The organism is Vogesella fluminis (assembly GCF_014652335.1).
Classification (GTDB): domain Bacteria; phylum Pseudomonadota; class Gammaproteobacteria; order Burkholderiales; family Chromobacteriaceae; genus Vogesella; species Vogesella fluminis.
The window spans coordinates 16,619-30,595 of sequence record NZ_BMYP01000024.1 but is presented as its reverse complement, the minus strand read 5'-3'; the positions used below and the strand labels follow the sequence as shown (position 1 = coordinate 30,595).

At 62.7% G+C, this 13,977-nt stretch carries 14 protein-coding genes; 3 read left to right on the top strand and 11 right to left on the bottom strand.

Features of this window, described 5'->3' with window-relative positions:
* Positions 1 to 66: 66 nt before the first annotated feature.
* From IE083_RS10475 to IE083_RS10465, 3 genes are all read left to right on the top strand, one after another.
* Positions 67 to 1,497 carry a sensor histidine kinase gene (locus IE083_RS10475; RefSeq protein ID WP_189353546.1) on the top strand — a complete coding sequence of 477 codons (1,431 nt, stop codon included), beginning with the start codon at positions 67 to 69 and terminating at the stop codon, positions 1,495 to 1,497.
* Positions 1,494 to 2,111: a response regulator transcription factor gene (locus IE083_RS10470; RefSeq protein ID WP_189353545.1), complete on the top strand. Its 618-nt coding sequence runs from the start codon at positions 1,494 to 1,496 to the stop codon at positions 2,109 to 2,111. Before IE083_RS10475 ends, IE083_RS10470 begins: the two co-directional genes overlap by 4 nt.
* A 198-nt stretch (positions 2,112 to 2,309) precedes the next feature.
* On the top strand, positions 2,310 to 2,789 hold the full coding sequence (locus IE083_RS10465; RefSeq protein WP_189353544.1) for a GlcG/HbpS family heme-binding protein: 480 nt from the start codon (positions 2,310 to 2,312) through the stop codon (positions 2,787 to 2,789).
* Between the two features lie 324 nt (positions 2,790 to 3,113).
* Here IE083_RS10465 and IE083_RS10460 read toward each other — a convergent pair whose 3' ends face one another.
* The 11 genes from IE083_RS10460 to nuoH form a co-directional block, all read right to left on the bottom strand.
* A complete protein-coding gene (locus IE083_RS10460; RefSeq protein WP_189353543.1) occupies positions 3,114 to 4,259 on the bottom strand; it encodes a trans-sulfuration enzyme family protein in 1,146 nt (381 codons plus the stop codon).
* A gap of 37 nt (positions 4,260 to 4,296) precedes the next feature.
* On the bottom strand, positions 4,297 to 4,959 hold the full coding sequence (locus tag IE083_RS10455; protein WP_268245131.1) for an amino acid ABC transporter permease: 663 nt from the start codon (positions 4,957 to 4,959) through the stop codon (positions 4,297 to 4,299).
* 60 nt (positions 4,960 to 5,019) lie between these two features.
* Positions 5,020 to 5,799 carry a transporter substrate-binding domain-containing protein gene (locus IE083_RS10450; RefSeq protein WP_189353542.1) on the bottom strand — a complete coding sequence of 260 codons (780 nt, stop codon included), beginning with the start codon at positions 5,797 to 5,799 and terminating at the stop codon, positions 5,020 to 5,022.
* 238 nt (positions 5,800 to 6,037) lie between these two features.
* Positions 6,038 to 6,334 (bottom strand): DUF2818 family protein, encoded by a 297-nt coding sequence (locus IE083_RS10445; RefSeq protein ID WP_189353541.1) that lies wholly within the window; start codon positions 6,332 to 6,334, stop codon positions 6,038 to 6,040.
* Between the two features lie 9 nt (positions 6,335 to 6,343).
* On the bottom strand, positions 6,344 to 7,798 hold the full coding sequence (gene nuoN / locus IE083_RS10440) for an NADH-quinone oxidoreductase subunit NuoN (protein WP_189353540.1): 1,455 nt from the start codon (positions 7,796 to 7,798) through the stop codon (positions 6,344 to 6,346).
* A gap of 20 nt (positions 7,799 to 7,818) precedes the next feature.
* Complete coding sequence (locus tag IE083_RS10435; RefSeq protein ID WP_189353539.1) at positions 7,819 to 9,315, bottom strand: NADH-quinone oxidoreductase subunit M; 1,497 nt, start codon at positions 9,313 to 9,315, stop codon at positions 7,819 to 7,821.
* A 41-nt stretch (positions 9,316 to 9,356) separates the two neighbouring features.
* Complete coding sequence (gene nuoL / locus IE083_RS10430) at positions 9,357 to 11,408, bottom strand: NADH-quinone oxidoreductase subunit L (RefSeq protein ID WP_189353538.1); 2,052 nt, start codon at positions 11,406 to 11,408, stop codon at positions 9,357 to 9,359.
* A gap of 35 nt (positions 11,409 to 11,443) precedes the next feature.
* On the bottom strand, positions 11,444 to 11,749 hold the full coding sequence (gene nuoK, locus IE083_RS10425; protein ID WP_189353537.1) for an NADH-quinone oxidoreductase subunit NuoK: 306 nt from the start codon (positions 11,747 to 11,749) through the stop codon (positions 11,444 to 11,446).
* A gap of 19 nt (positions 11,750 to 11,768) precedes the next feature.
* Positions 11,769 to 12,410 (bottom strand): NADH-quinone oxidoreductase subunit J, encoded by a 642-nt coding sequence (locus IE083_RS10420; RefSeq protein WP_189353536.1) that lies wholly within the window; start codon positions 12,408 to 12,410, stop codon positions 11,769 to 11,771.
* A gap of 9 nt (positions 12,411 to 12,419) precedes the next feature.
* Entirely contained in the window at positions 12,420 to 12,899 is a 480-nt protein-coding gene (gene nuoI, locus IE083_RS10415; protein WP_197693963.1) for an NADH-quinone oxidoreductase subunit NuoI, read from the bottom strand.
* Between the two features lie 28 nt (positions 12,900 to 12,927).
* Positions 12,928 to 13,974: an NADH-quinone oxidoreductase subunit NuoH gene (gene nuoH, locus IE083_RS10410; RefSeq protein WP_189353535.1), complete on the bottom strand. Its 1,047-nt coding sequence runs from the start codon at positions 13,972 to 13,974 to the stop codon at positions 12,928 to 12,930.
* Positions 13,975 to 13,977: the final 3 nt, after the last annotated feature.

The following is a 13,977-nucleotide window of genomic DNA, read 5'->3' as shown; positions in this document are numbered from 1 at the left end:
TACGGCAGGCGGGCTTCCGTAGTGTTACGGAAGCCCGCCCGCCCGCGGCAATGCCATAATGCCGGCATGACACCCCTGCGCCCCTATCTGCTGCCCGCCAGCTGGCTGCTGCTGAGCCTGCTCGCCGGCGGCGTGCTGCTGCTGGCCGGCTTCAGCCAGCAACGCAGCCAGTTCCAGCAGAACAGCAGCATCGCCCACCGTCTGCTCAGCCAGAAGATGGTGCAGCACGAGGCGGTACTGGCCACCCTCGCGCTGCAGCAACGGCCGCCACCCGCGGCGGAACTGCTGGCCGGCCTGCGCCCGGCGATGCCGCAGCTGCTGGCGCTGGGCCTGCGGCAGGACGGACGCTGGCTGGGCAGCGACAGCACACCGCCGCCACTGGCCGCCACGCTGGCACGGGCGCGGCAACAGCGCCGCATCCAGACCCAGGCCGCCGGGGTCGCACAATACTGGCTGGTGGCGCCGTCCGGCTGGAGCCTGCTGCTCGACAGCCGCCGCCTGCTGGCGGCCGGCGAGTGGCCGGCCACGCTGCAGCGGGTGCAGCTGCAATTGCCCGGTGGCAACAGCGTGCTGCTGAACCAGCCGATGCCGGCCTGGGGCTGGCCGATGGCGCTAGCCAAGCCGCTGCCGACCAGCGCGCAGCCGTTCACCTTTCATAGCCAGCAGCGCTACGGCATCGCGCAGTGGCCGTGGCTGAGCTGGCTGGCGGTCAGCGCGGCGCTGGCGCTGCTGCTGGCGTGGCAGCACAGCCGCCGCCAGGCGCGGCTACAGGCACAGCGCGAGCGGGAACAGGCAAGGTTGGCCGCCGTCAGCCGCCTCAGCACCCTGGGCGAGATGGCCGCCGGCATGGCACACGAGCTGAACCAGCCGCTGACCGCCATCCTCGCCAACCTGCGCGCCTGCCAGCGGCTGCTGGACGACGACGACGAGCGCGACACGGTGCGCCAGGCACTGGCCAGCAGCGCGGCGCAGGCCAAGCGCGCCGGCGACATCATCACCCGCCTGCGCGCGCTGGTGACGCAGCAGGCGCCGCAGCCGCTGGCTGGCGTCGACAGCGCCGCGCTGCTGGCCTCGGTACAGGACCTGCGCCAGGCAGAGCTGGCGGCACAGGGCATCCGCCTGCACTGCCTCGATGCCAGCGCCGGGCGGCGGCCGCTGGCCGACAGCGTGGCACTGGAGCAGATCGTGCACAACCTGCTGCAGAACGCCGTCGACGCGCTGGCCGGCCAGCCCGGCAGCATCGAGATCCGCGCCGACATCGACGCCGGCCGCTACCGGCTGCAAGTCCGCGACAGCGGCCCCGGCATCGCCGAGGCCGACCTGCCGCAGCTGTTCCAGCCCTTTTTCAGCACCAAGCCCGGCGGCATGGGGCTGGGCCTGAGCCTGTGCGAGACCCTGGCGCACAGCCTGCACGGCCAGCTCACTGCGGCCAACCTGCCCGCCGGCGGCGCCTGCTTCACGCTGCGCCTGCCGCTGGCCGACGAGGAAACACCATGAACCAGCACCACTCCCCGCTGATCTACCTGGTCGACGACGACGACGCGGTGCGCGAGGCACTGGCGCTGCTGCTGAAAAGCGTCGGCCTGCGCGCCGAGGGCTTTGCCAGCCCGCAGCAGTTCCTGGCGCAGCACGACCGCCACGGCATCGGCTGCGTGGTGCTGGACATCCGCATGCCCGGCATCAGCGGGCTGGACGTGCTCGACACCCTCGCCGCCGGCAGCGATCTGCCGGTGATCATGCTCACCGGCCACGGCAACGTCGACCTCTGTCGCCGCGCGTTCAAGAACGGCGCCGAGGAATTCCTGCAGAAACCGGTCGACGACGACGTGTTCCTCGACAGCGTGCAAAAAGCGGTGCGCCAGCACATCGCCCGCCGCGACAAGCAGGCCGCCAGCCTCGCCGCGCAGCAGCGGCTGCAACGGCTGTCCGGGCGCGAGCTGGACGTGCTGCAGCGCATCGCCGACGGCATGACCAACAAGGAGATCGCGCGCGAGCTGGCGCTGTCGCCGCGCACGGTGGAAACCTATCGCGCCAACGTGTTCGCCAAGCTGGAGGTCGACACCCTGGCGCAGCTGATCCGCCACTACCTGCTGCTGCTGCCGCAGCGCTGAGCGTCGCGCCGGCAAGGCGCCGCACTCCGGCACCAAGCGCGCCGGGCAGCCCGGCCCGCGCCCGCCGCTCGTGCCGCGGCCAGCCTCCGGCTCCGTACTGCTACGGAGGGAGGCGCGTAATCGACCGAATATCGCGCCGGCGGTGCAACAGCTAAGCTGATCCTGTCGTCCCCACTCATTCCGCACAGGAGCTTGATCATGATCCGTACCCTCATCGCCGTTACCCTGCTCGCTGCCAGCGCCGCCCATGCCGCCCCGGTGACCGAACGCAATATCGCGCTGGCCGACGCGCAGAAACTGGCCAGCGACGCGGTGGCGCAGTGCCAGGCCAAGGGCTGGAACGTGGCGGTGAGCGTGGTCGACCGCGCCGGCAACCTGAAAGCCTTCGCCCGCGCCGACAATGCCGGCCCGCACACCATCGAGGCCAGCCGTGCCAAGGCGTTCACCTCCGCCTCCGCCAAGGCGCCGACCCAGGCGATGATGGAAAACGCGCAGAAGAATCCGGGCGCGGCCAACCTCACCGACATCCCCGGCTTCCTGCTGCTGGGTGGTGGCGTGCCGCTGAAGGCCGGTAACGAGGTGATCGGCGCCATCGGCATCGGCGGCGCCCCCGGCGGCCACCTCGACGAGCAGTGCGCACTGGCCGCCATCGACGCCAACGCCGCGCTGTTCAAGTAAGCCCAGCCAGCGTTTCGCAGCATGAAAAAAGCCACGCTCAAGAGCGTGGCTTTTGTTTTCCCGGACTGGGCTGCGACCAAGGTTGGTCGCAGCCGAAAAGCACAAGGCCACGCCCGATGGGCGTGGCCTTGTCGTTCAAGCGGCCATAGTCCGGCTCAGTCAGCTTGGCCCGGATAAGCGCAGTGCATCCGGGCTGCCTATGTCATCGACACCAACGCGGCGCGGCTCAGGCAAGCGCCTTGCGGCCAACGTTGGCCGCAGCCGCAAAGCACAAGGCCACGCCCGATGGGCGTGGCCTTGTCGTTCAAGCGGCAATGATACGGCTCAGTCCACCAGCGCCTGCGCCAGGTCGGCGAGGATGTCGTCGATGTCCTCGATGCCGATCGACAAGCGCAGCTGGCCCTCGCGGATACCCAGCGCCGCCTTCTGCTCCGGCGGCATGCCGCCGTGCGACATGGTGTAGCTGTGGTTGACCAGCGACTCCACCCCGCCCAGCGACTCCGCCAGCAGAAACAGCTGCAGCCGGCTGGCGACGCGGCTGGCGGCGGCGCGGCTGTCTTCCTTCAGGTACACGGTGACGATGCCACCAAAGCGGCGCATCTGGCGTTTGGCCAGTTCGTGGCCCGGGTGTTCGGGCAGGCCGGGGAAGAACACCTTGTCGATCGCCGGATGGCCCTGCAGGAAGGCGGCCACCTTCTCGGCGTTGTCACAGTGCCGCTCCATGCGCAGCGCCAGCGTCTTGATGCCGCGCAGGGTCAGGAAACAGTCCTGCGGCCCCGGTACCGCACCGGCGGCGTTCTGGATGAACTTGATCGCCTTGAACAGCGCCGCGTCGTTGACCGCCACCAGCCCCAGCAGCACGTCGGAGTGGCCGCCGAGGTACTTGGTGGCGGAGTGCACCACGATGTCGGCGCCCTGGTTCAGCGGGTTCTGCAGGTAGGGCGTGGCGAAGGTGTTGTCCACCGCCACCACCGCCCCGTGGCCGTGCGCGATTGCCGCCAGCGCGGCGATGTCGACCATGCCCAGCAGCGGGTTGGTCGGCGTCTCCAGCCACAGCAACCGGGTGTTGCTGCTGATGACGGCCTCAAGGTTGGCCGCAGCGGACAGGTCGGCAAAGGTCACCTTGATGCCCTGCACCGCCAGCACCTTGTCGAGGATGCGGTAGGCGCCGCCGTACAGGTCGGCCACCGCGATCACCTCGTCGCCGGGCCCCAGCGTGGCGCGCAGCACCGCGTCGATCGCCGCCATGCCGCTGGCGAAGGCGAGGCCGTGCGCCGCGTCTTCCAGCGCCGCGAAGTTGGCCTCCAGCGCCGCCCGTGTCGGGGTGCCGGTGCGGGCGTAGGCGAATTCCAGCGACTCGCCCACCGCGTCGTGGGCAAAGGCGGAGGTCTGGTAGATCGGCGGCATCACCGCGCGGTTGTGCTGGTGGTAGTCAAAACCAGCGTGGATCGCCTTGGTGGCAAATTTCATGGTATCCCTCGTTTCGCTCATGGCCGCATGGGGCGCGTCAGCGGGCGTGGGCGTGGCCGAAGTGGCGCTCCACCCGTTGCTGCACCTGTTCGAACAGCGCGCTCAACACCCAGTAGATCGCCGCCGCCATCAGGTACAGCGGCAGCGGCTGGAAAGTCTGCGCGATCAGGTCCTTGGTCACCATCATCAGCTCGGAGACGGTGATCACCGACACCAGCGAGGTGTCCTTGATCAGCGAGATCAGGCTGTTGGCGAGGCTGGGCACCGCCAGCCGTACCGCCTGCGGCGCGATGACGAAGCGCACCGCAGGCCACCAGCCCAGGCCCAGCGACAATGCCGCGTCCCACTGCCCGCGCTCGATGCCGGCCATCGCGCCGCGCAGGCTCTCCGACAGGTAGGCGGCCACGTTCAGCGTCAGCGCCAGAATGCCGGCGGTGACCGGCTCGAACTCGATGCCGACGCTGGGCAGGCCGTAGTAGATGACAAAAATCTGCACCAGCAGCGGCGTGCCGCGCATCAGGCTGACGTACAGCGCCGCCAGCTGCGACAGCAGCGGCACCTGCGCGATGCGCACCAGCGCCACGGCGAAGCCCAGCGTCAGGCCCAGCACCATCGCCGAGACCGCGAACAGCAAGGTATAGCCGACCCCGGTCATCAGCACCGGGGCGGCAGTCATTGCCAACTCAAGCCATTCCATCATTCATCCTTCAAATACAAACGCCTCCGCGACTGGCGGAGGCGTCAAGGTTGGCCGCAGCGCTCAGCGTGCGCCCGGCGCCTTCGATACGTCGATGCCGAACCACTTCACCGAGATTTTCTTGAAGCTGCCGTCCTTGTGCAAGGCATTCAGCGCGCCGTCCAGCGCCACCTTGAACTTCGGATTGCCCTTGGCAAACGGGATGCCCATTTGCGTCGCACTGCCCACCGCGGCGCCTGCCTTCAGCGGCAGCTTGGCTTCCTTGATCGCGAACGGGATCAGCAGGCTGTCGTTGATGCCGGCATCGATGCGGCCGGTGGCCAGATCCTGGAAGATTTCCGCGGCCGACGGGTAGAACTTGGACTCGATACCGCCCTGCGCCTTCACCATCTCGGCGTAGTTGCTGCCCTGGGTCACGCCCATCTTCTTGCCGGCGAGGTCGGCCAGGCTCTTGAAGCTGCGCTTCTCGTTCTTGCGCACGATCAGCTGCGCGCTGGAGAGGGTGTACGGCTGCGAGAAGTCGAACACTTCCTTGCGCTTGTCGGTGATCGACACCTGGTTCAGCACCACGTCGAACTTGCCGCCCTGCAGGCCGGCCAGCAGGCCGCTCCACTCGCCGGTGATGAATTCCGGCTTCAGCTTCAGCTTCTGCGCCAGTGCCGCGCCCAGCTCCACCTCGAAACCGGTCAGCTTCTGATCCTTGTCCTTGAAGTTGAACGGCGGGTAGGTGCCTTCCAGCGCGATCTTCAGCGTGCCGCGCTGCTGCACGGTGTCCAGCAGGTCGGCAGCGTAAACGTTGGCCGCAACGCCCAGCAGCGTCAGGGTGAGTAAGGTCTTTTTCATGATTGCTTATTCCTTCTGATTATTGATCAATGGATCAATACAACGGAACGGACTATAGCAAAGCCGAGTAAATCACTCCAGCTTTCACTTGGTACGGTTTTGGCTAAGTAAATAACCGGCACCACTTATGCTGCCTGTGTGACCGGCCATAGTCCTCCCCTGCATGATGCGCCGAGGGTACATGCAAACAAGAACGCCACGATCGGATCGTGGCGTTCTTGTGGCGCCGTACAGCAGCTCAGATGCCGCGTTTTTTCCAGAAGTAGCGCCCGATGAAGCCGGGGAATGCGAATACCAGGAACAGTGCCAGGGTAGTGACGTAAAACTGCCACTTCTGCACGTGTACCGGCGAATGGCGGCCTTCCAGCAGCTGCGCCAGCCCCCCCAACAGCAGGTACAGCGCCACCAGCTCCAGCAACTGCCAGCCGAAGTGCTTGTTGGCGACCTGCCAGACGCCGGCGATGCGCCGGGTCATGAATGGCAGGTTGGCCGCAACAAACGCGAGCAGTAACAGGGTGATGACGCTGGCTTCCATGCTGTTTCCTTACAGGATGACGAGGGATTGTTGCATCGCTTCGACACACATCGCAATCAGGCGCTCCGGCATCATACCCAGCACCAGCAGGGCGATGGCATTGAGCGACAGTATCAGCTTCATGTCACCGGAGATGGTGATCGGGCTGTGATCCTGCACGTCATCGAAATACATTACCTTGACCACACGCAGGTAGTAGAAGGCACCGATCAGCGACATCATCACCGCCACGATCGCCAGCCACAGCAGGTTGATGTTGACGATGGACTGGATCACCGCAAACTTGGCGTAGAAGCCGGCCAGTGGCGGGATACCTGCCATCGAGAACAGTGCCAGCAGCATCAGCAGCGCATACCAGCTGTTGCGGCCGTTGAGGCCCTTCAGGTCGTCCAGTGTCTCGCACTCGAAACCGGCACGCGACAGGCCCAGCAGGATGCCGAAACCGGCCAGCGAGGTCAGCACGTAAACGATCACGTAGAACAGTGCAGCGGAGTAGCCTTCGGCATTGCCGGCGATCAGGCCCAGCAGCAGGAAACCCATGTGCGAGATGGTCGAGTAGGCCAGCATGCGCTTGAGGTTGGTCTGCGCAATGGCGGTCAGGTTACCGATGGCCATCGACAGCACCGCCAGAATCACCAGCATGCCCTGCCAGTCGGCCACCATTTCGCCCAGACCCTGCACCAGGATGCGGATCACGAATACGAAGGCCGCCAGTTTCGGTGCGGCACCGATCATCAGCGTCATCGCGGTGGACGAGCCCTGGTAAACGTCAGGTACCCACATGTGGAACGGTACCGCGCCCAGCTTGAACGCGAGACCGGCCACGATGAACACCAGGCCGAAGACCAGCAGCGTCTGGTTGGCGCTGCCCGAGGCGATCGCCTGAGCCACCTTGGCCAGTTCCAGCGAACCGGTGGCACCGTACACCATCGAGACCCCGTACAGCAGCAGGCCGGAAGCCAGCGCGCCGAGCACGAAGTACTTCATCGCGGCTTCGATGGCACGACCGGACTCACGCTGCAGCGCGATCAGCGAGTACAGCGATAGCGACAGCAGTTCCAGGCCCAGGTACAGGCTGACGAAGTTGCTGGCCGACACCATCAGGTTCATGCCCAGCAGGGCGAACAGGGTCAGGGTGAAATATTCACCCTTGAACAGGCCGCGGTCCTTGACGTACTGGCGGGTGTAAACCAGCACCAGTGCCGTCACGCCGTACATCGCCACCTTGACGATGTCCGACAGCGGATCATCGACAAACATGCCACTGAGGGTAATGGTGGCGAACGGCTCGAAAGTGGAAACCTGGATCACGGCACAAACCAGCAGTGTCAGCAGCGACAGTGCGTAGGTGATGCCGCGCTTGGCGTCCGGGATAAACAGGTCAAGAATGAGGATTACCGACAGAGCCCCCAGCAGGAACATCTCTGGCAAAGCCGGCATCAGATTGAGATCAGCCCAATTCATTTCGTATTCCTTGTGGCCTCTTAGAGCTTGCTTTGCGCAACGTGCGCGATCAGTTCATTGACAGACAGGTGCATCTTCTCAACGAACAGCTGCGGGTACAGACCCATGCCCAGTACGGTCACGGCCAGGATCACCAGAATCAGGAATTCACGCTTGTTGACGTCCTTCATCTCTTCGACATGGTGGTTGTTCACATCACCAAAGATCACGCGCTTGTACATCCACAGGGTGTAGGCGGCACCGAAGATCAGGGTGGTGGCAGCCAGTGCGGCAACCAGGAAGTTCACCTGCACCGCGCCCATGATCACCATGAATTCGCCGACGAAGCCGGAAGTGGCAGGCAGACCGGAGTTGGCCATGCCGAACAGCATCATGAAGGCGGCGAAAATCGGCATCTTGTTGGCGACACCGCCGTAGTCGGCGATGTTGCGGCTGTGCACGCGGTCATACATCACGCCGATGCAGAAGAACATCGCGGCGGAGACGAAGCCGTGCGACACCATCTGTACCAGTGCACCTTCCACCGCCCACGCATTCATCTGGCTGCCGGTGAACAGGAACATGCCCAGCGTCACGAAGCCCATGTGCGAGATGGAGGAGTAGGCCACCAGTTTCTTCATATCGGTCTGCACCAGTGCCACCAGACCAATGTACACCACCGCTACCAGCGACAGGCCGATCATGATCGGGGCCAGCTCGATCGACGCATCCGGCACGATAGGCAGTGCAAACCGCAGGAAGCCGTACGCACCGATCTTCAGCGTGATCGCCGCCAGCACCATGGAACCACCGGTTGGCGCCTCTACGTGGGCATCCGGCAACCAGGTGTGCACCGGCCACATCGGCACCTTCACCGCAAACGACAGGAAGAAGGCGATGAACAGCAGGATCTGCACCTGCATCGGGATCTGCTTCAGTGCCTGGAAGGCCTGGATGTCAAAGCTGTTGCCGGCCTGGAAGTACAGGTAGATGAACGCCACCAGCATCAGCAGCGAACCCAGCAGAGTGTACAGAAAGAACTTGATCGAAGCGTAAACGCGACGCGGACCGCCCCACACACCGATGATCAGGTACATCGGGATCAGCATGCCCTCGAAGAACACGTAGAACAGGATCGCGTCCAGCGCCGCGAAGGCGCCGTTGATCAGGCCGGACATGATCAGGAACGCGGCCATGTACTGCGCGGTGCGCTTCTGGATCACCTCCCAGCCGGCCAGGATCACCATCAGCGTAGTGAAGCTGTTCAGCACGATGAACAGCATCGAGATGCCGTCCACCCCCAAGTGATAGTTGATACCGAGGGATTCGATCCACGGCATGTTTTCGACAAACTGCATGCCGCCATGCAGGTTGTCGAACTGCGTAAACAACGGGAGCGACACCAGGAACCCCAGCACGCCACCAGCCAGCGCCAGCCAGCGCGCCAGCGGTGCGCGCTGGTCGCCACCGGTCGCCAGCACCAGCAGGCCGGCTACGATGGGGGTCCAGATCACCAGACTCAAAGGATTAGCAAACATATCGAGAACCTAATTTGTTATATCGATTCCGGTACCGATCCTTAACGGAGGATCAGCGGCTTGAACCAGTACGTCATCAGAACCAGCACCCCGATGATCATCACCGCAGCGTAGCTGTAGATGAAACCGGTTTGCAGCTTGCGGACCGCTCTGGATACCGAGCCGACCAGACGGGCGCTGCCATTCACCAGCAAGCCATCGATCAGCAGCATGTCACCGGCTTTCCAGAAGAAAGTGCCCAGTGCGCGCGAACCGTTGGCAAACACGGCGAAGTACAGCTCGTCCATGTAGTACTTGTTCTCGAGTAGCGTGTGTACGCCGGAGAACTTCTGCTTGATGGAAGCCGGGATGTGCGGCGCCTTCATATAGAAGAACCAGGCCAGTGCCACACCGGCTGCGGCCAACCAGAACGGCAGAGTCATGAAGGCGTGCAGACCCATGGCCATCGCATCATGGGCATGATGCATTGCCGCCTCCAGACCCGGATGCGCTTCCAGGTTGGTGAAAATCACGCCGTTGAAGAACTCGCCACCAACCAGCGGATGGATGGCGAAGAAGCCGATCAGCACCGAAGGAATTGCCAGCAGTGCCAGTGGCAGGGTTACCACCCATGGCGACTCGTGCGGCTTGTCGTTCGGGCCCAGACCATGGTGGTGGTCATCGGACGGTTCTTCGTCGTCATGATCGCCTTCATGGGCGTGGTGCGAACCGTGGTTCTCCATCCAGCGTTCCTTGCCGTGGAAGACCAGGAAGTACATGCGGAAAGAGTAGAACGCGGTCACGAACACGCCGGCGATCACGGCAAAGTAGGCAAAGCCGGAAGCCGCCAGGTTACTGTGCTCCACGGCCAGGATGATGGAATCCTTGGAGTAGAAGCCGGAGAAGAACGGAGTACCAATCAGTGCCAGCGAACCCAGCAGCGAGGTGATCCAGGTAACCGGCATGTACTTGCGCAGGCCGCCCATGTTACGCATGTCCTGGTCATGGTGCATGCCCATGATCACGGAACCGGCGCCAAGGAACAGCAGCGCCTTGAAGAAGGCATGCGTCATCACGTGGAACATGGCCACCGAGTAGGCGGAGGCGCCCAGTGCCACGGTCATGTAACCCAGCTGCGACAGGGTGGAATAAGCCACCACGCGCTTGATATCGTTCTGCACCACGCCCAGGAAACCCATGAACAGCGCGGTAATCGAGCCGGCCACCATCACCACGTTCAGTGCGGTATCCGACATTTCGAACAGCGGGCTCATGCGCGAGACCATGAAGATACCGGCGGTCACCATGGTGGCAGCGTGGATCAGTGCGGAGATCGGAGTCGGACCCTCCATCGAGTCCGGCAGCCAAACATGCAGCGGGAACTGCGCCGACTTACCCATCGCGCCGATGAACAGCAGGATGCAGGTCACGGTCAGCAGCGACCATTCCACGCCCGGGATGATCTGGATGGTCTTGCTGGCCAACGCTGGCGCCGCAGCGAACACGTCGCTGTAGTTCAGCGAACCGCCAAAATAGGCCAATACCAGGCCGATACCGAGCAGGAAGCCGAAGTCCCCCACGCGGTTGACCAGAAAGGCCTTCAGGTTGGCGAAGATCGCGGTTGGACGCTTGAACCAGAAGCCGATCAGCAGATAGGAGACCAGACCCACCGCTTCCCAGCCAAAGAACAGCTGGATGAAGTTGTTGGACATCACCAGCATCAGCATCGAGAAGGTAAACAGCGAGATGTAGCTGAAGAAGCGCTGGTAACCCGGGTCTTCGTGCATGTAGCCGATGGTGTAGATATGCACCATCAGCGACACGCTGGTCACCACCACCAGCATCATCGCGGTCAGCGAGTCAACGAGGAAGCCGACGGAGAACTCGAAACCACCGACCGTCAACCAAGTGTATACAGGGGCATTGAATACCTGGGTGCTGCCGTCAAGGAAGCCCTTCAGTACGCCAATCGAGAGAACCGCCGAAACTGCCACGCCAAGAATGGTAACAACGTGTGCAGCACGGCGACCAATCGCCCATCCAAACAGGCCTGCAATGACCGACCCCACCAGAGGTGAGAGCGCAATCAGCAGGTATAAGCTCTTCATATCCATGTTTGTCGTGCTTTTTAAAGTGGTATCCGGTTGCCTTAGCCTTTGAGGCTGCCCAAGTCTTCTACGTTGATGGTGTCCAGTTTACGGAACAACACCACCAGAATCGCCAGACCAATCGCCGACTCTGCCGCCGCGACGGTAAGGATGAAGAAGACGAAGATCTGCCCAGCCGTATCAGACAGATAGTGCGAAAACGCGATGAAGTTGTAGTTCACCGCCAGCAACATCAGTTCGATGGCCATCAGCAGAATGATCAGGTTTTTCCGGTTCAGGAAAATACCCAGTACGCTGATGGCAAACAGGATGCCGGCCAGAACCAGGAAGTGTGTGAGTGAAAGCACGTGTCCTCCTAATCGGCCGTCAGGCCTGTTGCTCGTTGATGTCAGAAGCAGAGTCCGCTTCAGGCTTCACCGCCTGAACCTGAACCATGCGCACGCGGTCATTACGACGCACCCGCACCTGCTCCGCCGGATTGATGTACTTGCTGTCGGCACGCTTGCGCATGGTGATGCCGATGGCGGCAACCATCGCGACCAGCAGCACGACCGCCGCCGCCTCGAATGGCAGCAGGTAAACGGTATACAGCTGACGACCCAGTTCGCGCACGTTGCTGGCATCGGCCGCAACCGCAGGACCGGCCTGGAAGCCGGCAAGGTTGGCCTCCGGGCTGGACAGGATCAGCACCATCTCGGCCACCATCACCAGCGCCACGGTGCCGGCCAGCGGGAAGTGCTGCCAGAAGCCTTCGCGTAGCTTCTCGATATTGATGTCCAGCATCATCACCACGAACAGGAACAACACCATCACCGCACCGACATAGACCAGCACCAGGGCAATGGCCAGGAACTCGGCCTGCAGCAGCAGCCAGTGGCCGGAAGCGGTAAAGAACGCCAGTACCAGATACAAGGCTGCATGAACCGGATTCTTGGCCGTCACCACGCGGAACGCGGCGACGATCAGGACCAGCGACAGCACATAAAACACAACAGCTTGAAAGCTCATGTCTCCCCCTTAGCGATACTTGGCATCGGCAGCCTTGTTGGCCGCAATTTCAGCCTCGTACTTGTCACCCACCGCCAGCAGCATCGGCTTGGTGTAGTAGAGGTCGCCACGTTTTTCGCCGTGGTATTCAAAAATGTGCGTTTCCACAATGGCATCGACCGGGCAGGCTTCTTCGCAGAAGCCGCAGAAGATGCACTTGGTCAGGTCGATGTCGTAACGGCTGGTGCGACGGGTACCGTCGTCACGCTGTTCCGACTCGATGGTGATGGCCATTGCCGGGCACACGGCCTCGCACAGCTTACAGGCGATGCAACGCTCTTCACCGTTGGCGTAACGGCGCTGCGCGTGCAGGCCACGGAAGCGCGGCGAGATCGGGGTCTTCTCTTCCGGGAACTGGACGGTGATCTTGCGGGCGAAGAAGTGACGACCGGTCACCATCAGGCCCTGCACCAGCTCCACCAGCAGGAAGGTTTTGAAAAAATTTCGGATCATTTCCATGCTATTCATCCAATCCCTATCAGTTCCACAGCGACAGCGGGCTCATCATCCAGGCACCAAGCACCAGTACCCAAACCAGCGACAGCGGGATGAAGATTTTCCAGCCCAGACGCATGATCTGGTCGTAGCGATAGCGCGGGAAGGTGGCACGGAACCACAGGAACATGAACAGCACCAGAGACATCTTGACCAGCAGCCAGATCACACCGGACGCGCCCAGCGCACCCCACGATGCCGGGAACGGCGACAGCCAGCCACCCATGAACATGATGGCGGTCAGTGCCGATACCAGGATCATGTTGGCGTATTCCGCCAGGAAGAACACGGCGAAGGCCATGCCGGAGTATTCCACGTGGAAACCCGCCACGATCTCCGATTCGCCTTCCGCCACGTCGAACGGAGCGCGGTTGGTTTCGGCAACACCGGAAATCAGGTACACCAGGAACAGCGGGAACAGCGGCAGCCAGTTCCACGACAGTGCCGAGCCACCACCGATGCCATGACCCTGCTGATTGACGATGTCAACCAGGTTCAGGCTGCCGGACACCATCAGGACACCAACCAGCGCAAAGCCCATCGAGATTTCGTAGGACACGATCTGTGCGGAAGAGCGCAACGCACCAAGGAAGGAATACTTGGAGTTACCCGCCCAGCCGGCCACGATCACGCCGTAAACACCCATCGAGGTGATCGCCATGATGAACAGCAAGGATGCATCGATATTGGCCAGCACCAAGCTATCGGTGAACGGGATCACCGCCCACGCTGCCAGTGCCGGCATGATCGACAGTACCGGCGCAATCAGAAACAGCCCCTTGCTCGATCTGGTCGGCAGAATGATCTCTTTCAGCAGCAGCTTGAGGCCGTCGGCCATCGGCTGCAGCAGCCCTTTCGGGCCGACACGGTTAGGGCCGATACGGATCTGCATGTAGCCGATCACCTTGCGTTCTGCCAAGGTCAGATAGGCGACACCAATCATCAGCGGAGCAACGATGGCCAGAATCTTCAGCAAGGTCCATACCGCCAGACCGGCCTCGGTTCCCAGCAAGTTTTGCAGCAATTCCATGAC